This window comes from Noviherbaspirillum phoenicis (assembly GCF_047237965.1).
GTDB lineage: Bacteria > Pseudomonadota > Gammaproteobacteria > Burkholderiales > Burkholderiaceae_D > Noviherbaspirillum_A.
Genome location: NZ_JBDFLX010000001.1, coordinates 1,466,302 through 1,484,480, shown reverse-complemented (window position 1 = coordinate 1,484,480; position 18,179 = coordinate 1,466,302). Strand labels below are relative to the sequence as shown.

At 63.1% G+C, this 18,179-nt stretch carries 18 protein-coding genes; 11 read left to right on the top strand and 7 right to left on the bottom strand.

All coding sequences use genetic code 11. The features are described 5' to 3' along the window. The first annotated feature begins 12 nt into the window (after positions 1-12). The 7 genes from fdh3B to ABC383_RS06675 are packed head-to-tail and all read left to right on the top strand — an operon-like array spanning position 13 to position 4,809. Positions 13-690, top strand: a complete 678-nt coding sequence (gene fdh3B, locus ABC383_RS06705; RefSeq protein WP_413012582.1) for a formate dehydrogenase FDH3 subunit beta — start codon at positions 13-15, stop codon at positions 688-690. Beyond that, entirely contained in the window at positions 687-911 is a 225-nt protein-coding gene (locus tag ABC383_RS06700; RefSeq protein WP_413012581.1) for a hypothetical protein, read from the top strand. The genes fdh3B and ABC383_RS06700 overlap by 4 nt, the downstream gene beginning before the upstream one ends. 22 nt (positions 912-933) lie before the next feature. Next, on the top strand, positions 934-2,112 hold the full coding sequence (locus tag ABC383_RS06695; protein WP_413012580.1) for a formate dehydrogenase subunit gamma: 1,179 nt from the start codon (positions 934-936) through the stop codon (positions 2,110-2,112). Positions 2,113-2,122: 10 nt separating this feature from the next. Beyond that, complete coding sequence (locus ABC383_RS06690) at positions 2,123-2,527, top strand: hypothetical protein (RefSeq protein WP_413012579.1); 405 nt, start codon at positions 2,123-2,125, stop codon at positions 2,525-2,527. Between the two features lie 25 nt (positions 2,528-2,552). After that, complete coding sequence (locus ABC383_RS06685; RefSeq protein ID WP_413012578.1) at positions 2,553-3,398, top strand: formate dehydrogenase accessory sulfurtransferase FdhD; 846 nt, start codon at positions 2,553-2,555, stop codon at positions 3,396-3,398. A gap of 47 nt (positions 3,399-3,445) precedes the next feature. Next, positions 3,446-4,153 carry an ABC transporter permease gene (locus tag ABC383_RS06680; protein ID WP_413012577.1) on the top strand — a complete coding sequence of 236 codons (708 nt, stop codon included), beginning with the start codon at positions 3,446-3,448 and terminating at the stop codon, positions 4,151-4,153. Next, positions 4,150-4,809, top strand: a complete 660-nt coding sequence (locus ABC383_RS06675) for an energy-coupling factor ABC transporter ATP-binding protein (protein WP_413012576.1) — start codon at positions 4,150-4,152, stop codon at positions 4,807-4,809. Before ABC383_RS06680 ends, ABC383_RS06675 begins: the two co-directional genes overlap by 4 nt. 256 nt (positions 4,810-5,065) lie before the next feature. Here the strand turns inward: ABC383_RS06675 and ABC383_RS06670 are convergent, their stop codons facing one another. Then, on the bottom strand, positions 5,066-5,242 hold the full coding sequence (locus ABC383_RS06670) for a hypothetical protein (RefSeq protein ID WP_413012575.1): 177 nt from the start codon (positions 5,240-5,242) through the stop codon (positions 5,066-5,068). 212 nt (positions 5,243-5,454) lie between these two features. Here ABC383_RS06670 and ABC383_RS06665 point away from each other — a divergent pair, with 212 nt between their 5' ends. From ABC383_RS06665 to ABC383_RS06655, 3 genes are all read left to right on the top strand, one after another. Next, complete coding sequence (locus tag ABC383_RS06665) at positions 5,455-7,431, top strand: hypothetical protein (RefSeq protein ID WP_413012574.1); 1,977 nt, start codon at positions 5,455-5,457, stop codon at positions 7,429-7,431. Between the two features lie 278 nt (positions 7,432-7,709). After that, positions 7,710-8,732, top strand: a complete 1,023-nt coding sequence (locus ABC383_RS06660; protein WP_413012573.1) for a hypothetical protein — start codon at positions 7,710-7,712, stop codon at positions 8,730-8,732. 371 nt (positions 8,733-9,103) lie between these two features. Next, positions 9,104-10,762 carry a hypothetical protein gene (locus tag ABC383_RS06655; RefSeq protein WP_413012572.1) on the top strand — a complete coding sequence of 553 codons (1,659 nt, stop codon included), beginning with the start codon at positions 9,104-9,106 and terminating at the stop codon, positions 10,760-10,762. Positions 10,763-10,838: 76 nt separating this feature from the next. Here the strand turns inward: ABC383_RS06655 and ABC383_RS06650 are convergent, their stop codons facing one another. The 4 genes from ABC383_RS06650 to dapE all read right to left on the bottom strand — a co-directional run bounded on the left by ABC383_RS06650 (position 10,839) and on the right by dapE (position 15,791). Beyond that, positions 10,839-11,717: a Rossmann-like and DUF2520 domain-containing protein gene (locus ABC383_RS06650; protein ID WP_413012571.1), complete on the bottom strand. Its 879-nt coding sequence runs from the start codon at positions 11,715-11,717 to the stop codon at positions 10,839-10,841. Continuing rightward, positions 11,714-13,666 carry an ATP-binding cassette domain-containing protein gene (locus ABC383_RS06645; RefSeq protein ID WP_413012570.1) on the bottom strand — a complete coding sequence of 651 codons (1,953 nt, stop codon included), beginning with the start codon at positions 13,664-13,666 and terminating at the stop codon, positions 11,714-11,716. The genes ABC383_RS06650 and ABC383_RS06645 overlap by 4 nt, the downstream gene beginning before the upstream one ends. Before the next feature lie 13 nt (positions 13,667-13,679). Then, positions 13,680-14,576, bottom strand: a complete 897-nt coding sequence (gene prmB / locus ABC383_RS06640) for a 50S ribosomal protein L3 N(5)-glutamine methyltransferase (protein ID WP_413012569.1) — start codon at positions 14,574-14,576, stop codon at positions 13,680-13,682. A 63-nt stretch (positions 14,577-14,639) separates the two neighbouring features. Beyond that, positions 14,640-15,791, bottom strand: a complete 1,152-nt coding sequence (gene dapE, locus ABC383_RS06635) for a succinyl-diaminopimelate desuccinylase (protein ID WP_413012568.1) — start codon at positions 15,789-15,791, stop codon at positions 14,640-14,642. Between the two features lie 190 nt (positions 15,792-15,981). Between dapE and ABC383_RS06630 the strand changes: the two genes are divergently transcribed. After that, positions 15,982-16,650 carry a hypothetical protein gene (locus ABC383_RS06630; RefSeq protein WP_413012567.1) on the top strand — a complete coding sequence of 223 codons (669 nt, stop codon included), beginning with the start codon at positions 15,982-15,984 and terminating at the stop codon, positions 16,648-16,650. Here the strand turns inward: ABC383_RS06630 and ABC383_RS06625 are convergent. Next, positions 16,641-16,994: an ArsC family reductase gene (locus tag ABC383_RS06625; RefSeq protein WP_413012566.1), complete on the bottom strand. Its 354-nt coding sequence runs from the start codon at positions 16,992-16,994 to the stop codon at positions 16,641-16,643. The two genes, ABC383_RS06630 and ABC383_RS06625, sit on opposite strands and share 10 nt — an antisense overlap. A gap of 51 nt (positions 16,995-17,045) precedes the next feature. Then, a complete protein-coding gene (locus ABC383_RS06620; protein WP_413012565.1) occupies positions 17,046-18,176 on the bottom strand; it encodes a PilT/PilU family type 4a pilus ATPase in 1,131 nt (376 codons plus the stop codon). Between the last annotated feature and the right edge of the window lie 3 nt (positions 18,177-18,179).

Sequence of the window (18,179 nt, the reverse complement as noted above, 5' to 3'; positions counted from 1 at the left end):
GAGGAATAGCAAATGGCAAGAATGAAATTCATCTGCGACGCGGAGCGCTGCATCGAGTGCAACAGCTGCGTGACCGCGTGCAAGAACGAGCATGAGGTGCCCTGGGGCGTGAACCGGCGCCGCGTGGTGACCATCAACGACGGCGTGATCGGCCAGGAAAAGTCGATCTCGGTGGCCTGCATGCACTGCTCCGACGCGCCCTGCATGGCAGTGTGCCCGGTCGACTGCTTCTACCGCACCGACGAAGGCGTGGTGCTGCACGACAAGGACATCTGCATCGGCTGCGGCTACTGCTCGTATGCCTGCCCGTTCGGCGCGCCGCAGTTCCCGTCCAATGGCACCTTCGGCCTGCGCGGCAAGATGGACAAGTGCACCTTCTGCGCCGGCGGCCCGGAAGCCGACGGCTCGCATGCGGAGTTCGAGAAATACGGCCGCAACCGCCTGGCCGAAGGCAAGCTGCCGGCCTGCGCCGAAATGTGCTCGACCAAGGCGCTGCTGGGCGGCGACGGCGACGTGGTGGCGGACATCTTCCGCAACCGCGTGCTGCGTCGCGGCAAGGGTAGCGAAGTGTGGGGCTGGGGCACCGCCTACGGCCGCGCGCCGAACGCCAATGCGACCGCGCCGATGCCGGCCCCGGCTCCGGCGCCGGCGCCCGCCGCTACCAAGACCTCGGCCGGAGCCAAGTCATGATGCGCGTCGCCTTGATGATGGCCGCCATGCTGACGCTGTCGGCCTGCGGCGAGCGGGAACAGACGCTGGCCGCCAGCCGCAACAAGTCGCCCGACCAGCCATGGCAGGGCGCCAAGAATGAATTTGTTGCCAAGAACTGGACGCCGAGCGACAAGGCCGGCTGGGAAACCCAGCTGCGCAACCGCGCGCAGACCCAGAACGAGTACAACAAGACCAATTGATGCCCTCTGTATCGGAGCAGCCATGAAAAAATGCTTAGCCAGCCTGGCGCTGGGCCTGTCGTTGCTGGCAACGACGGCCATCGCGCCGGCGCAGGACAAGACACCGGTGCCGCCGGGCGGCATCGTCGTCAGCACACCGCCGCAGTCGCCGCCCGGCATCACTTCCGCGCCCAGCCCCGGCTTTCCGGGTGTGGAATCGGCCGATATCCTGAAGCAGAACCAGGCCGAGCGCACCCAGGTGCAGCCTGGCAATGCCGCGCCGACCTGGCGCGTGGTCAAGGAAGGCACCACCAACTATTCCAGCCTGCCGGCGCTGGACGCCGGCGTGCTGATCCAGCCCAAGGCCCAGTTCCCGGGCCAGATGCGCGCCACCACCGCGGGCGAAGCCTGGCGCCAGTACCGCAACGGCCCATTGACCAAATTCGGCGGCTGGCTGCTGCTTGGGGCACTGATCCTGCTGGCCGCTGTCTACTTCATAGCGGGCAAGATCCGCATGAAGGCGCCGATGACGGGCCGCCTGATCGAACGCTTCACCTCGTTCGAGCGCATCGTGCACTGGACCGTGGCGATCAGCTTCGTCACGCTGGCGTTGACCGGCATGATGATCCTGTTCGGCAAATACGTGCTGATGCCCATTTTTGGCCATACGCTGTTCGGCTGGATCAACTATGCTGGCAAGAATATCCACAATTTCGTGGGCCCGCTGTTCGCCGGTTCGCTGGTGGTGATGTTCATCACCTATGTGAAGGACAACATACCGGGCCTGACCGACCTGCGCTGGCTGGCTCGGCTGGGCGGCGTGCTGGGCAAGGGCCATCCGCCGGCCGGACGCTTCAACGGCGGCGAGAAGGTCTGGTTCTGGCTGGGCGTGGTGGTGCTGGGCCTGATCGTCAGCGCATCGGGCTTCGTGCTTGACATGCTGGTGCCCGGCATCATCTACAGCCGTGGCAACATGCAGATCGCCAATGTGATCCACCTGGTGGCGGCGGTGCTGGTAACCGCGATGTCCCTGGGCCACATCTATCTGGGCACGATAGGCATGGAAGGCGCGTATGCGGCAATGCGCCATGGTTACGTCGACGACACCTGGGCCAAGGAACACCACCAGCTCTGGTACGACGACATCGAAAGCGGCAAGGTGCCGCGGGTGCGCACCCAGGAAGGCGCGAACCGCGTCGGCACGCCGGTCAAGGCGGTTTGAGGAGTGATGGATGAATAAATTACTGATCGCCCTGTTGGGCATGTCCCTGGCTGGCGCGGCACTGGCCAAGCTGCCGCCGCTGAGTCCGGAAGCGCAGGCCAAGGCGGATGAAGCAAAACACAAGACTGCATGGTCGGATAAGGTAGCCGCCTACCAGCTGTGCCAGGCGCAGGACCGCGTGGCCGCGGCCTATCGCAAGGCCAAGGGCGCGCAGCCCAAGGAGCCGGTTGCCGCTCCGGCGGATGCCGCGGCGGCGCCCGCTGCGCCGGCCGCCAGTGCCGCGCCGGCAATCCCGCCATGCCAGGATCCCGGCCCTTATGTCGCCGCCGCGGCCGATGCCAAGGTCGGCGTCGCCGATTCGCTGCCGGTGCCGGCCGCCGGCAAGCCGCCCGTGCCTGGCGAGGCGAAGAAGTAAGAAGGAAGTAGCCATCCGCACCGCCATGTCCAGCCGTCCCCAGCTCAGCAACGCCGCCGCCGCGCTCACCCATGAGGTCGAGGTGATGGACGAGCGCGGCCGCATCTCCACCATCGCGATACCGGCCGAGCGGCCGCTGACGGTGTATGTCGACAAGCGCGAGCTGGTCACGCTGATGACCCTGGGCGGCGCGCCCGAGGCGCTGGTGCTGGGTTATCTGCGCAACCAGCGCCTGGTGAAGTCGCTGGAAGACATCGCGTCGGTGCAGGTGGACTGGAGCGTCGACGCTGTGGCGGTCACGACCCGGCACGGCATCGCCAATGTCGAGGAGCGCACTTCCAGGCGCGTGGTCACCACGGGCTGCGGCCAGGGCTCGGTGTTCGGCGGCCTGATGGACGATGTCGACGCCATCACCCTTGATCCGGGCGCGCGCCTGAAGCAGTCGGTGCTGTACCGCATCGTCGACACCATCCGCACCCAGCCCTCGATCTACAAGCAGGCCGGCTCGGTGCATGGCTGCGCGCTGTTCTCCGCCGAGGGCGAGCTGATCCATTTCGTCGAGGACGTGGGCCGCCACAATGCGGTCGACGCCATCGCCGGCAAGATGTGGCTGGACGGCATGGAAGGCCACGACAAGGTGTTCTATACCACCGGCCGGCTGACTTCCGAAATGGTGATCAAGGGTGCGCAGATGGGCATCCCCTTTCTGCTGTCGCGCTCCGGCACCACCCAGATGGGCCACATGGTGGCCGACAAGCTGGGCATGTCGCTGCTGGCGCGCTGCACCGGCAAGCATTTCCTGCTGCTGACCGGCAAGGAACGCCTGCAGTTCGAGCCGGGCCTGGCCGAGCAGACGCGTCGCGTTGCCTGAATGGCGGCGGCAATCCAGCGGGCGGCCGCCGCCTCTCACACCACGCAATGCATTTGATCCAGGCTATCCACGACGCCTTCGCACTGCTTGTTTCCGGCGATGCGAACCTCTGGCGCATCATCTGGATTTCCGTCAAGACCACGCTGCTCGCGCTGCTGATCGCCGCCCCGTTTTCGGTTGTCTGCGGCTATGCAATCGCCTCCCACCGCTTTTTCGGCCGCCGCATCCTGATCTGGCTGGCCCAGGTGTCGCTTTCCCTTCCCACCGTGCTGATCGGCCTGCTGCTGTACCTGCTGCTGTCGCGCCGCGGCCCGCTGGGCGAACTGGGCTGGCTGTTCTCGCAGACCGGCATCGTCGCCGGGCAGGTGCTGATCGCCTTGCCGGTGCTGATCGCCTTCACGCTGGCGGCAGTCCAGGCAGCCGACGTGCGCCTGGCCGAAACCGCGATCACGCTCGGCGCCTCGCGCTGGCGGGTGATGCTGACCGTGCTGCATGAAGTGCGCTTCGGCGTGATGGCGGCCGTCATCACCGGCTTCGGCCGGGTGATTTCCGAGGTCGGCTGCGCGATGATGGTGGGCGGCAATATCGCCGGCGAGACCCGCACCATCACCACCGCAATCGCGCTGGAAACCAGCAAGGGCGAGTTTGCCCAGGGCATTGCGCTGGGCATCGTGCTGGTGTCGATTTCGCTGGTGATCAATGCCGGCCTGATGCTGCTGCAGGGCGACGCCCATGCGGCGCCGGCGGCGCGATGAGCGGGCTGCTGCAGATCAACGGCCTGCGCAAGCGCTTCGGGCAGCGCCTGCTGCTCGATATCGACCATCTCCACATCGACGCTGGCGCGGCCTATGTGCTGACCGGGGCCAACGGCGCCGGCAAAAGCACGCTGCTGCGGGTGCTGTGCGGCCTGGAGCCGGCCGAGGTAAGCCGTCTCGTCTTCATGGGCGAGTCCCTGCGGCTCTCACCCTATCCGCGCGCGATGCGGGAAGCAATCGCCTATGTGCACCAGCACCCGGTGATGTTTTCCACCAGCGTTGCCGACAACATTGCCTACGGCCTGAAGGGACGCGGGCTGTCGCGCGAGGAGATCCGCAGCAGGGTGGACGAGGCCATCGCCTGGGCTGGCATCGATCACCTGCGCCGCAGCCCGCCGGCCACGCTGTCGGGCGGCGAAAAGCAGCGGGTCGCGCTGGCGCGCGCACGCGTGCTGCGGCCGAGGCTGCTGCTGCTGGACGAGCCCACCGCCAACCTGGATGGCGCCGCGCGCGAGGCGGTGATCGGGCTGATACCGACGCTGGTGCATGCCGGCAGCAGCGTGGTGATGGCCTGCCACGACCGCGACCTGATCAATCTGCCAGGCGTGCGCAGGCTGAAGCTGCGCGAGGGACGCATCGAGATAAGAAGCGCCTGACCCGACCGGACGAAGCACGGCACCTGGGTTGAATCGGCGTTTGTGGGTATGCGGCCGGCGCATTCGCGGAATGATGCCGGTTCATTGCACACACAAACATCAAGGCGGGTCGCGGATATGCCCTGTGCATCACCCAGCGGTTCTGTGCGAAAAATACGCCACAAGCGTCTGCCAAAACGCCTCCGGCGTTGCGACACCGGCTTGCCCCTTTACTTGCACCGCCAGCGCTTGCATGCCTTGCCAAGGACCGTTCCGCTCATTCCGTTAGACGCTCTGCCGCTTGCCGGGTAGGAAATCGCGCCGCGATGAAAGCCCGCCAGAGCAGTTTTGCCATCACAAGATCTTCACTTGCGATGAACAGCAGGCATACAGCCAGAACCTCTTTACGGCAATCCCGGCGCCATTTATGCGCCAGTCCATGCAGGGACATCATCTTTCCCGTCAAAGCGCTCGCCACCCATCTTATCCGCAGCTGTGATACAGGCGTGGAGCGCGGAGTTCAACACCAACAGAACTACCGAAGCAGCGGGGACAAACATCCTTTACGTATTGCCCGGAAGAAGGTCGGATCGATGAGCGGATAAGCGACACTAAGATTTCCAGGTTCGATCATTGAACCTTCAATTTAAAATTTTAGGAGCTTGGATGGACCGTTTGCTAAATCTGTTTCGGGGAAACGAGACGGAAAACAAGGAAGCTGAAACGATCGTTGGCAACTTGGCTGATGCCAGTACTGCCCAAAAATTTTCAATGCTGACGATTATCTCTGAGAGAAAGAATAAGACCGAATTTTTCAGTAAAGCCGATGAGGGAAAGGTCAATGAGTTTCGCGCTCGCTTGCAAAAATCGATGAATGATGAAAGGCTTGATAAAAGCGCGGTATGTAATATTGCCTTCAATAAAATCCGAGCTAGTTTGCCGGCTTATCTTGCGAAAGAAATTCCGGAAAATATATTGTCGCGCCCAAAAGATGAATGCGATGAAAAGTTGGATAAGTTACAGCAGAAGATTAAATTCGCACGAAAGGATGGGGCTGAGGCCGCAGGAGAATTTTCCGGTCTGTCTCTTTCCGTGAAGCTTCCGCTGCTTGGTTTTGCGCTCTGTGGTCAATATTCAAAAAAAATAAGGGACGCAGCCCGGGAATTTGAAAAAAAGAAATCTGAATTCGCCCAGACTCATGGCAGCCACAATATGTACGCAAAAGGAAGTATGCTGGGCATTGAATATAAAGAGGGCTTTATTTCAAAAATTTTGGAAAAATTTCCTCCGGATTGTAAGGAAAGATTTGACGTGGCTTTGGCGGATCCGGATTATGAATCCCGGAAGAAAAAAACACTGGATTTGATCGAAGTGCTTTCTCGCGATTCACGTTTCATTGCAGATCAAGACAATGCAGCCAAAGAGACAGACGATGGCGCTCACGATTCTTCCCTGACCAGCACTACCGCAACTATTACAACTACTACAACAACCAATACCACCGCCACCACAACCACAACGGCTTCGCTCCCGACAATAACGGCTGCAGCCACGACTGTTGCCGAAGAAAATGATGATGTCGATTTCCATGCACTGATTGTGGCCGCACAGGCTTATCTCGACGGTGGAAAGGAGCAGAATTCTTACCTCTTCACGCTGGACCCGGGAATCATGTCGAATGAAACCATCGCAGACAAGATGGCGCTCTACACGAAGATTTTTAATAGAAACCGCGGTCAGGTACAGAAAAAGCTCTACGAAGAATTCAAGGATGACAAGGATCGCTTTGTGAGCGACGTCCAAATATTCTGCACGGCACCATTGGATACGAGCCAAAAAGTGGCTTTCAACCGTGAACTAAGTACCGTGAATGGGCGCAATGAGCATTCGGAGAACGCAAATTATTCGGTACTTGGCAATGATCGTGCGGAGATGAGAACTTCCGTGGATGCGCGCAAGCCAGGAAATCAGCTTGCCTTTCTGATGCGTGTGCCAATGTGGAATGGAACGGGCAATGCCGAAACGCTAACAAGGGAGCAAACAGCATCGCCCCTGGTGTTGTCAGTGTGCGCGCCCGCGCTTGATTTCAAAAGCCAGCCTGAATGGAAGGAATATGTCGACCACAACGGCAACTTGAGGGACGAAGACTACGGCGACGGACTTAGTACGATATCGAAACAGATCATTGAGTCTGTGAAGGCCAATCCAGATCATGAGGTGGTTTTGAGCGCATTTGGCATGAACAATTTTATCAGTGGCCTGAAGATTGGCGATTCCCATGCCAGGGCGACAGCTATTGGCGTTGCAAACATGAGGAAATTAATAACGGATTTGCAGGCAATAAATATCGAAGTCAAGTACACGGATAGAGAAAAAGGCAGCGCCTTTTGGCAAATGGTCAATGGCGGAATTTCCAGGGAAATTGAGTATTTCGGCGCCTTGCCGGGAAAAGGCCTTTCATCCAAGGTCATCATCGTCAATGCCTGGGACCCGTGCTCCGTCATCGGAAATGGCTGTATCTTTGACACTTCGATTGATGGCATCATCGGCAGGTTCTCTCTGGTCCATGAGGCACATGTCCTGCTGATTCAGGCCTTCCGGGAAGGCTTGTTAAAGGCGCAAGCGCTTGCGCCGCGGGTTTGACGCGTACGCCGAGCCACTGGTTGCAGGGCGGCATCGACCATGCAGCCATGCAGCGCGCCGCCATGGGCGCCAGCCTGCCCATGGCTGCAAACCCCGGCAAAATTCCTCCGGCATCATCAACATGCCGCGTGATCCAACGGTGCAGTTGCGCATGCTTATTGCCGCCGCAAGAGCAGGGCACGACAAGATATCCGGCTCTGCTGCATCAAATCTCCCGTTCCCGTTACTGATGGCGTCGCGCATAAGCGCTCCCACTTACCAGACCAGGAAGGCAAGCAATGGATATTCCCGCAGCACGGCTCCACGAGAATGTTGTTGACAGAAACTCATCGTCGTCCCGCTTTAACCCCGCGCATCGGCAAGACAACCTTCCCGGCCTGTACGCCAGGGAAGTGGTGGCTGGCCTTCTCCAGGGGATCGAACAAGTGCGTGTTGCGGACAGGCTGGAGTTGCTGGCGTTCCTGTCGCGGCACACCATACCGGGCGATCCGCAGCAGTCATCGTTCAGCGCCGGAGACGCCGACCCGGTTCTTCGTGAGGTGCAGGAAAGCCTTGTCGCGCTGGAAGTGGCAAGGGCGAAGGCTGAGTCGGCGCGGGTCACGTTGCTGCAGGGGATCAAGGCAAGCCTGCCTGCTTATATGCGTGAAGCGATTGGCGAGCCGGTGCAGCATCGTTCAAATGTCGACCGTGCCTTTATCGACCAAGTGGACGCCATGTGCGCGGCGCAGCATGCAGGCGCGGCGGCGGTATGTCACTTTTCTCAATGCGACAACCAGACCAAGCTCAAGCTACTTGGGTTTTCGCACTCCCGATTCTTCCTGGAGGACCTGAGAGCCATGGGCCTGCCCGGGCTTTATGAGGCGTACAAGCAGCCTTATCTGAGTCCGCAGCAAGTCGGCTTTGCCTACAAGGACGGTTTCAATGCGTTGCTGATCGAAGGCCTTCCTGAAAATCAGAAGATGTGCTTCAAGAAAGTCATGACGGAACCTGATTACGAAAAGCGGAAGGAAGCACTGGAAGTGGCGATTCTGAACTTCCTCGAAGCGCCGGATGCGGTTTCCGCCGCGTGGTTCGGTATCCCGACGCCTGTGAGCGAGATGGCGCCTGCGATCACTACGGCCGCTGTGGTCGGTGCCGCCCTGCCGCGGGAACATGAAGCGATCCCGTCGGATGTCTTGCCACAGCCCTCTGCGACAGGCGTGAAGGGCAATGAGCCCGAACATGCAGATGCGACAATCGACTACCAGTTCGAAGCGGAAGTGGCGGCCCTGTCGTTAGAAGCGGCCGAGAAGAGCGAGTAACCGTCCAGCCCATGTATGGCCCCGGCGGGGCGTTCGCGGCCTGGCGTTCGCTGCCGCAGCGTGTACTGGGCGGGCGCTCGGCGTCCTTTGTGTCTTGATGAGCGGGCTCTCCGGCGCCAGGCGGTCCGGACCATGGCGTGGCTGCCTCTGATACGGGCAATAAGCCGTTCAGGCCGCGCCGCCTTCTGCTTCGCAGCCTGCGCGGTGTCACAAGGCATGGCGACATCCGTTCAATGATCGAATCACCCAGCATGCCGGCAAGCACGTCCTGACGCCTGGCCCAGGCTCTGGATATCGCCTATGGCCCTCGTTACAGAGATCGCCGCGCCGTGGCGCGCTGCTGTTTGATGTCCAACCTTGCGAGGCCTTCCATGATTCCTTTGCAGTATTCGAATCGCGTCTTTCCTATTGCGAACACAGGCATGCCGCTGCCCACGGATGCAACGCTGGACGATCAGGCACGATACGTCGTCGGCGACCTTCGGCGCGCGACGCCGGCATACAAGATCGCCGTGCTGCGCCACCTGATCGATCCGGAAGCGGCGGGAAGGCATTACCAGGCACGCCAATATGATTCCGTCTGGACGGGCCTTGAAACCGGGCACCGCCTGCTTCAGGCTGCGAAGCGCACGGGCGCCGAGCCGGGCTCGATACGGCGGGCGTCGCTGGCCATGGTTCGCGCAAGCCTCCCGGTGTACCTGTCACAGCAGTATGAAGCGCTGATAGACGCGGCCGGATATCCCCGGGAGGCGTTTGGCAATGCTGGAGCGCAAGCAAGGGACGGCCTGCAAGTGAAGCTGCACAGGCTCGAGGTGCTTGCGCAGCAGGGCACATTCCTGGCCGAATTGCCCACGGGTCTCGAAGCGCCTCAATCGGAGACGCACGTCCGGCAAGACCTGCGGGAGTTCAAGACAGGCAACGCGTCCGGCAGCACTGTACCGGCGAACGCCAACAGTCCCATGGACGGGGCCTTGAATGTGAGCGTACGGGAACGGCTCGCAGCGCCAGGTCCGGCAGCAGGGGTGCATTTTTCCGCAGCCGCCAGGCAAAACCATTACGTGCTGACAGTGCGGCAGGAAAACGCGCTGCCTTACGCCGTCAATGAAGGAATGCACCGCTACCGCCAGCGATTTCTCGACCGCAGCGAAGCACAAAACCGCTTGTACGCACTGTTCGGTAATGAAGAAGCGCATTTTGCAAGCGACATCCAGGCATTCTGCGCCATGCCCGCGGCCTGCACGCAGACGGTGGTGTTTGAACGCGAACTGGAGACGCGCGACGGTCGCGCGCATTTTCCGTCCGGAGTCAATGAAGCAGTTCTTGGCAACGCCAGGGCAGCCATGCGCGATTTGCCGCAGGCGCGCACGCCAGGCAATCAGCTGGCGCTGCTGATGCGGGTGCCAATGTGGACGGGGCATGGGCAGCCACGAGACATTGACAGGGAAGTCACTGCAAGTCCGTTGATCTTGTCGGTCTGCGCGCCTGCGCTGGACGAATCCGACGAACCCGAATGGAACGAATACGTCGATTCCAATGGCGCGCTCAGGACGAAAGCCTACGTGCTTGCCATGGCAACGATTGCGGAACAGATCGTCGACGCCGCATCGTGCTACCCGGACCACAAGGTGGTGCTGTGCGCATTCGGGATGAACAACTACCTCAGCGGATTGACCGATGACGCCAGGGCGGAAGCGTTCGCCATTGGCGTGGCCAGCATGCGGGCCCTGATTGAAAAGTTGCAGGAACTGGACAAGCCCCTGGGCTATACCGACGGAGCACAGGCCTCCCCATTCTGGAACGAGGTCAATCGGGCCCTGAAGACCGCGATTGGCTACGAGGGCAGAGTGCCGGGCGCCTGGATAACCGGCAAGACCTTGATCGTCAATGCCTGGGATCCCTGCTCGCTGGTCGGCAACGGCTGCAAGGCCGACGATTCCATGGACGGCTATGTTGGCCGCAGCTCCCTCGCGCATGAGGCGCATGCGCATGCCATCCTGTCATGGCGCAACAAGCTGCTGGACTGGCGATGAGGCAGGAAGGCATGCGCCGGCAGGCCGCGTGCCGCGGCCGCCGTGCCCAAAGCGGGCATTGCCCTTGATATGCCGGTCAACGCCGGCGTTGCCCGGCAAGCTGCAGGGTGGCCTGCGCCAGGCAGTCGTAGAGGCTGCCGTATCCCTGGTTCCATTCGTTCAAGGCGCGTGCCTGCCTTTCCACGGTCGCCATGTCGCCGCGCGCGATCGGGCCGGACAGCGCCGCCGCCGTGCCCGCCTCGAACACCTGGTCCACCGTCTTGCGCACCAGCGGTTCCATCAGCTTCATCGCCACCTCCCGCGGCACGCCGGCCTGCCCATAGGCCTGCAGCGCGACATCGATCACCGTGACCAGGTAATTGCTGGCGAATACCGCGGCCGCGTGATAGACGGTCTTGGCGCCCGGGTCGATGGCGATGCATTGGGCGCCCATGGCTTCGAATAGCGGCGCCACCGCGGCCAGCGCCTGCGCATCGCCTTCAATGCCGCACCAGGTGCCGGCAAAGGATGCGGCAACCTGTTCCGGCAGCGCAAAGCTGCGGATGGGATGAACGCTGGCGACCAGCGCGCCGCAGGCCAGCGCCGGCTGCAGCACCGAGGCGGGCAGGGCGCCGCTGCAATGAAACACCACCGTGCCGCCCAGGATGCGGCCGCTGTCGGCAAGCAGCTTGCAGCAGGCGGCGATCTGGTCGTCTGGCGTGGCGATCAGGTAGATGTCGGCCTGCCGCAGGGCGGCGTAGTCCTGCACCGGGCGGCCGGCGCCGATGAATTCGCAGGCGGCCTGCGCGTTGTCCTTCGAGCGGCTCAGCACGTCGAGCAGCAGCACACGCTGCCCGTCATGCCACAGGCGGCCCAGCGTTTTGGCGACGTGGCCGCTGCCGACCAGGGAGAGCCTGGGCAGCATGTTTTCGCCTGCCTTCGCCGGAATGTGGCCGGTCGCTTGCGCCGGCGTCATGCCAGTATGGTTTCCAGCGCTTCCTGCTGCTCCAGCCATGCCATCTCCAGTTCTTCCAGCGACTGCGCGCAGGCAGCCTGCTCGGCCAGCAGTGTCTTGAGCTCTTCCTTTTTGCCGGCTTCATAAATGGACGCGTCCGCCAGCCGGGCATCGAGCGCGGCTTTCTTCTCCGTCGCCGCGGCGATCTGCTGCTCCAGCTTTTTGATGCGGCTTTCGATCGGCTTCTTCAGGGTGGAAAGCCGCTGCCTGTCCTGCGCCTCGACCCGCTTCTGCTCGCGCCGGTCGGCGGTTCCCGACGCTTCCTTCTGGGCGCTTGCCTGGGCTTCCCGGTTGGCCAGCTTGGTCTTGAACAGCCAGTCGCGGTAATCGTCGAGATCGCCGTCGAAGGGCGTGAGCCGGCCGTCGGCCACGATCAGGAATTCGTCGGTGGTGGCGCGCAGCAGGTGGCGGTCGTGCGATACCAGCAGCAGCGTGCCCTCGAACTGCGCCAGCGCCTCGGTCAGGGCCTCGCGGGTTTCCAGGTCGAGATGGTTGGTCGGTTCGTCCAGCAGCAGCAGGTTGGGGCGCTGCCAGACGATCAGCGCCAGCGCCAGCCGCGCCTTCTCGCCGCCGGAGAACGGCGCGATCGGGCTGGTCACCATGTTGCCGGGAAAGTTGAAACCGCCGAGGAAATTGCGCAGCTCCTGCTCGCGCACGTCGGGCGCGATGCGCGCCAGGTGCCACAGCGGCGATTCGTCATGGCGCAGCATCTCGACCTGATGCTGGGCGAAATAGCCGATCGCCAGGCCCTTGCCGAAGCGGGCGTCGCCGGCCAATGGCTGCAGTTCGGCGGCAATGGTCTTGATCAGGGTGGACTTGCCGGCGCCGTTGATGCCCAACAGGCCGATGCGCTGGCCGGCCTGCATCGAAAAGGTGATGTTGCTGACGATGGTCTTTTCGGTGACGGCATGGGTGTCCGGATTTTCCACGCGGTAGCCGGCATTCACGTCTTCCATCACCAAGAGCGGGTTCGGCGCATTCTGCGGCTCGCGGAAAGTAAAGGAAAACTCGGCGGCGGCGCGCAGCGGCGCCAGTTCCTCCATCTTGGACAGCGCCTTCATCCGGCTCTGCGCCTGGCGCGCCTTGGTTGCCTTGGCCTTGAAGCGGTCGATGAAGGATTGCAGATGGGCGCGCTCGCGGGTCTGCTTCTCGATCATGCCTTGCGTCAGGATCAGCTGCGCGGCGCGCTGGCGCTCGAAGGCGGAGTAGTTGCCGGAATAGCGCTTCAGCTTGCGCTCGTCGATATGCACGATCACGTTGACGACGCCGTCGAGGAAGTCGCGGTCATGGGAGATCACCACCAGGGTGCCGGCATAGCGCTTCAACCAGTCTTCCAGCCAGATGATGGCGTCCAGGTCCAGGTGGTTGGTCGGCTCGTCCAGCAGCAGCAGGTCGGACGGGCACATCAGCGCCTGCGCCAGGTTCAGGCGCATGCGCCAGCCGCCGGAAAAGCTGGCCACCGGCTGGCCCATCTGTTCCTGGGTGAAACCCAGGCCGGTCAGCAATTGCTCGCCGCGCGAGCGCACCGTGTAGGCGTCGGCATCGGCCAGCGCGGCATGCAGCTCGCCGATGCGATGGCCATTGGCGGCACTTTCCGGCTGGCTTTCCACGGCGGCCAGTTCGGCTTCCAGCCGGCGCAGACCGGCGTCGCCGTCGATCGCATAGTCGAGCGCGCAGCGGTCCAGCGCCGGTGTTTCCTGGGCCACGTAGGCCACGCGCCAGGTCGAGGGGAAGCCGGCGTCGCCCTGGTCGGCATGCAGTTCGCCGCGCAGGAGGCCAAACAGGCTGGACTTGCCGGCGCCGTTGGCCCCCACCAGGCCGATCTTCTCGCCGGGGTTCAGGGTCAGGTCGGCATTCTCGAACAGGGCCTTGGTGCCCCGCATCAGGCTCACTTGCTGGAAACGGATCATGGTCGCCTGCCCGTTATTCCAGGATGCCCAGTTGCTCGGCGGTCAGCAGGAAGACCATGTCGTCGCCGGCGCTGGTCGACAGCCAAGTCAGTTCCAGGTCGGCGAAGGCTGCTTCGGCGTGCTCCCGCTCGTTGCCGATTTCCACCACCAGGACGCCGCCCGGCGCAAGGCGCGAGCGGGCGCCGTCGACGATGCGGCGCACCAGGTCCATGCCGTCGTCGCCGCCGGCCAGCGCCATCTGCGGCTCGCGCTGGTATTCCGGCGGCAGCTTGGCCATCGAGCCGGCATTCACATAGGGCGGGTTGGTGACGATCAGGTCGTATTTCCGGGTGTCGGGCAGCGCGTCGTACAGGTCGGAGCGAAGCAGCGTGATGCGGTCCTGCATCTGGTAGTCGGCGACGTTGCGCGCGGCCACTTCCAGGGCATCGGCCGAGAGGTCCACCGCGTCCACATGGGCATTGCCGAAGGTGTCGGCCAGCAGCACCGCCAGGCACCCCGAACCGGTGCACAGTTCCAGCACGCTGGTGACTTCCTCAGGGTCGCTGACCCAAGGCGCGAACTGTTCCGGGATCAGCTCGGCGATGAAGGAGCGCGGCACGATGGTGCGCTCATCCACGTAGAAGCGGTAGGCGCCGAGCCAGGCTTCACGGGTGATGTAGGCGGCCGGCACCCGTTCCACCGCGCGCCGCTCGACCACCTTCAGCAGGGCATCGACTTCCTCCGGCAGCAGGCGGGCGTCTAGGAAAGGGTCGAGCCGGTCCAGCGGCAGCTTCAGCGTGTGCAGCAGCAGGTAGGCGGCTTCGTCGAAGGCATTGCTGCTGCCGTGGCCGAAGAACAGGCCGGCGCCATTGAAGCGGGTGGTGGCGAAACGCAGGACGTCGCGCAGGGTGGCAAAGTAGGTGGAGGTCATGAGTGGATTTCCGGGGATGGGCAAGGCCGGCGGCGCGGCCTTGCCCGTGATGGAGGTGAACGCTTAGCGCAGCAGGTTTTCGAGCGTGCGGCGGTAGATGTTTTTCAGCGGATCGATATCGGACAGGGAGATATGTTCATCGATCTTGTGGATGCTGGCATTGACCGGGCCGAACTCCACTACCTGCGGACAGATCCGGGCGATGAAGCGGCCGTCGGACGTGCCGCCGCTGGTGGAGAGTTCGGTGGCGATGCCGGTCTCAGCCTGGATGGCGGCCGACAGCGCATCCGACAGCGTGCCGCGCGGGGTCAGGAAGGGCAGGCCGCCGACCGTCCATTTCAGGTCGTATTCCAGGCCATGCCGGTCGAGCAGGTCGCGCACCCGCTGCTGCAGGCCTTCCACGTTGCTGGCGGTGGAAAAGCGGAAATTGAAGTCGATCACGACCTCGCTTGGAATGATGTTGGAGGCGCCGGTGCCGCCGTGGATGTTGGATACCTGCCAGGAAGTCGGCAGATAGTATTCGTTGCCCGCGTCCCATTCGGTGGCGGCCAGTTCGGCCAGGGCCGGCGCAACCTGGTGGACCGGGTTGCGCGCCAGGTGCGGATAGGCGATATGGCCCTGTATGCCCTTCACCGTGAGCTTGCCCGACATGGTGCCGCGGCGGCCGTTCTTGATCATGTCGCCGAGGCGATCCACCGAGGTCGGTTCGCCGACGATGCAGCAGTCCAGCCGTTCGCCGCGCTGCTGCAGCATGTCGCAGACCACCACCGTGCCGTCGATGGCGGGGCCTTCCTCGTCGCTGGTGATCAGAAAGCCGATCGAGCCCTTGTGGTCGGGATGGGCTGCGGTGAATTCCTCCACCGCCACCACCATGGCCGCCAGCGAGGTCTTCATGTCGGCCGCGCCGCGGCCATACAGCTTGCCGTCGCGCACCGTGGGCTGGAACGGGTCGGACTGCCAGGCCGTCAGCGGCCCGGTCGGCACCACGTCGGTATGGCCGGCAAACACCACCAGCGGCTGTGCGGTGCCGCGCCGCGCCCACAGGTTGGTCACCTCGCCCGACTGCACCGTCTCGCAGGCAAAGCCCAGCGGCGCGAGCAGTTCGGCCAGGCGGCGCTGGCAGCCGTTGTCGTCCGGCGTGACCGAGGACAGGGCGATCAGCTCTTCAGTGAGGGCGCGGGTGCGGCTGGACAAGGTGGAATCGTTGGCATTCATGGGCGGGCTGCGGGGCGGTAGTTGGGACGAAAGACCGGGATTCTAATACGGTTCGCGGTGGCGCGATATGGCTGGGCAGATCGCCCGGGCTAACAATGCTAATTGTCGGGCGCGATCCGCCTGCCAGGGCATTGCGCTGTCTTATTCTTCGCCTTTCGTCCAGCCAGGCGCCGACCACGAAAGGACCGCGATGCAAACTGTGCTACCCGACATGCCAGCCGGACAAACCGGCGCACTGGCGCCTCTTCGGCTGCTGATCGGCTTTCTACAGGCGGCGGCCTTGTCGGGCCTGCTCGTCATCCATCACGACAATCTCTGGCCCGGCAAGTCGTCCTATCTCTTTTCCGCATTGCTGATGGCCAGTCTCTTCTTGCCGGTGTTGTGGCTCAGCGGCTTCGGCTGGCTCAGTGCAAGCCAGATGCGGCGATGGAGTTGTGGCGCGCTGTCATTGATTCTCGTGTTTGCCGCCATCGATGTCGCGGGCGGCGCTGGCGCTGTAACGCCGCAAGACGAGACGGCGTTTTTCATCCAGACCCGGTTCGGCGAACTGCTGCTTGGCGCCGGGCTCATGCTGTACACCGGACATGCGATGGTGCTGGCCGGGGCGCGTGAGCGGCGCTGGATCGCTTCGCGCGCCGGGTGTCTTTCCTGCGCGTGGAAATTTGGCCTGCAGTTGATGCTGTCGCTACTGGCCGTCGCCGCGCTCGGCATACCGCTGCGCATGGTCCGTGCCATGTGGATGGGACCCTGCGAGGCATGGCCAGTCGTTCTGGCTTGCGGCGTGGGATTTGCGGGCGCCATGCATTTGACGGACAGCGCCCGGTCGGGAAAGCGCGCAGCCTTGCCTTCTCAACGTTGAAACAGATCCCGATACTGGCTTTCGCTATAGCCGCAGTGCACGCCGCCTTCCAGCGCCAGCACCGGCCGCTTGATCAGCGAGGGCGTTTCCAGCATCAGTGCGATCGCATCGTCGGCGCTGCCGACCGCGTTGCGGCGCTCCTCCGGCAGCCCGCGCCAGCTGGTGCCGCGCCGGTTGAGCAGGGTTTCCCAGGGAATGTCGGCCAGCCAGGCTTCCAGCATCGGCCGGGTGACGCCGCTTTTCTTGAAATCGTGGAAAACGTAGTCGATACCGTTGTCGGCCAGCCAGCCGCGGGCTTTCTTGACGGTGTCGCAGTTGGGAATGCCGTAGAGGGTGATGGTCATGGTTGGTGGATGCAGGTGCGGCGGGCCTGGGCGGCGAGCCGCCGGCCCGCGTCAAATGTTCAGGGTGAATTCGGTGAAGGTCGGCTCGTCGTCATCCTTCCGGCTTTCCTCCACCTGTTCCTGCGCCTGGCCATTGTTGAGCAGCCAGTACAGGTTGCTGGCCGAATCCGCATGCGCCAGCGCTTCCTCCTCGGTGATCACGCCTTCCCTGATCATCGCCATCAGCGCCTGTTCGAAGGTCTGGGAGCCGGCTGACAGGCTCTTTTCCACCGCCTCGCGGATCTGGCCGATCTCGCCCTGCTCGATCAGCTCGGACACATGGCGGGTGTTGAGCATGACTTCGACCGCCGCGCGGCGGCCGCCATCGATGGCCGGCACCAGCCGCTGCGAGATGATGGCGCGGATCGTGGCCGCCAGGTCCGGGTACAGAGACTGCCGCGCCTCGACCGGGTAGAAGCTGATGATGCGGTTCAGCGCCTGGTAGCTGTTGTTGGCATGCAGCGTCGCCACCACCAGGTGGCCGGACTGGGCGTAGGACAGGGCCGCGGTCATGGTGTCGCGGTCGCGGATCTCGCCGATCAGGATGCAGTCCGGCGCCTGCCTCAGCGCATTCTTCAGCGCGATGGCCAGGCTGTGGGCATCGGTGCCGATCTCGCGCTGGTTGACGATGGAACGCTTGGCGGAAAACAGGAATTCGATCGGGTCTTCCAGCGTCAGGATATGGCCGTTGGACATCGCATTGCGATGGTCCAGCATCGAGGCGATGGTGGTGGACTTGCCGGAGCCGGTGGCGCCCACCACCAGCAGCAGGCCGCGCCGCGCCATGATCAGTTCCGGCAGCACCGCGGGCAGGCGCAGTTCAGACAGCGCCGGTATCTGGTAGGGCACGAAGCGCAGCACCGCCGAGACCGAGCCGCGCTGCTGGAAGGCGGACAGGCGCAGCCTTCCGATGCCGCTGGCCTGGATGCCGAGATTGAGCTCATGCTCGCGCCGCAGTTCGTCGAGCCGGTCGGCCGGCACGACTTCGGAGAGCAGGGCCATGATGGAACCCTGGTCCATGCGCTGCTGGTTCACGGGAATCAGGTTGCCGTTGATCTTGACCTGGATCGGCGAGTTCACCGCCAGGAACAGGTCGGACGCGCCTTTTTCCTTCATCAGCTGGAACAGACGTTCCATCGCCATCAT

What these genes read in the sequence shown, in the direction of transcription:
- fdh3B (WP_413012582.1), top strand. Translation starts at nt 13, where the DNA reads ATGGCAAGAATGAAATTCATCTGCGACGCGGAGCGCTGCATCGAGTGC.
- ABC383_RS06700 (WP_413012581.1), top strand. Translation starts at nt 687, where the DNA reads ATGATGCGCGTCGCCTTGATGATGGCCGCCATGCTGACGCTGTCGGCC.
- ABC383_RS06695 (WP_413012580.1), top strand. Translation starts at nt 934, where the DNA reads ATGAAAAAATGCTTAGCCAGCCTGGCGCTGGGCCTGTCGTTGCTGGCA.
- ABC383_RS06690 (WP_413012579.1), top strand. Translation starts at nt 2,123, where the DNA reads ATGAATAAATTACTGATCGCCCTGTTGGGCATGTCCCTGGCTGGCGCG.
- ABC383_RS06685 (WP_413012578.1), top strand. Translation starts at nt 2,553, where the DNA reads ATGTCCAGCCGTCCCCAGCTCAGCAACGCCGCCGCCGCGCTCACCCAT.
- ABC383_RS06680 (WP_413012577.1), top strand. Translation starts at nt 3,446, where the DNA reads ATGCATTTGATCCAGGCTATCCACGACGCCTTCGCACTGCTTGTTTCC.
- ABC383_RS06675 (WP_413012576.1), top strand. Translation starts at nt 4,150, where the DNA reads ATGAGCGGGCTGCTGCAGATCAACGGCCTGCGCAAGCGCTTCGGGCAG.
- ABC383_RS06670 (WP_413012575.1), bottom strand. Translation starts at nt 5,242, where the DNA reads ATGATGTCCCTGCATGGACTGGCGCATAAATGGCGCCGGGATTGCCGT.
- ABC383_RS06665 (WP_413012574.1), top strand. Translation starts at nt 5,455, where the DNA reads ATGGACCGTTTGCTAAATCTGTTTCGGGGAAACGAGACGGAAAACAAG.
- ABC383_RS06660 (WP_413012573.1), top strand. Translation starts at nt 7,710, where the DNA reads ATGGATATTCCCGCAGCACGGCTCCACGAGAATGTTGTTGACAGAAAC.
- ABC383_RS06655 (WP_413012572.1), top strand. Translation starts at nt 9,104, where the DNA reads ATGATTCCTTTGCAGTATTCGAATCGCGTCTTTCCTATTGCGAACACA.
- ABC383_RS06650 (WP_413012571.1), bottom strand. Translation starts at nt 11,717, where the DNA reads ATGACGCCGGCGCAAGCGACCGGCCACATTCCGGCGAAGGCAGGCGAA.
- ABC383_RS06645 (WP_413012570.1), bottom strand. Translation starts at nt 13,666, where the DNA reads ATGATCCGTTTCCAGCAAGTGAGCCTGATGCGGGGCACCAAGGCCCTG.
- prmB (WP_413012569.1), bottom strand. Translation starts at nt 14,576, where the DNA reads ATGACCTCCACCTACTTTGCCACCCTGCGCGACGTCCTGCGTTTCGCC.
- dapE (WP_413012568.1), bottom strand. Translation starts at nt 15,791, where the DNA reads ATGAATGCCAACGATTCCACCTTGTCCAGCCGCACCCGCGCCCTCACT.
- ABC383_RS06630 (WP_413012567.1), top strand. Translation starts at nt 15,982, where the DNA reads ATGCAAACTGTGCTACCCGACATGCCAGCCGGACAAACCGGCGCACTG.
- ABC383_RS06625 (WP_413012566.1), bottom strand. Translation starts at nt 16,994, where the DNA reads ATGACCATCACCCTCTACGGCATTCCCAACTGCGACACCGTCAAGAAA.
- ABC383_RS06620 (WP_413012565.1), bottom strand. Translation starts at nt 18,176, where the DNA reads ATGGCGATGGAACGTCTGTTCCAGCTGATGAAGGAAAAAGGCGCGTCC.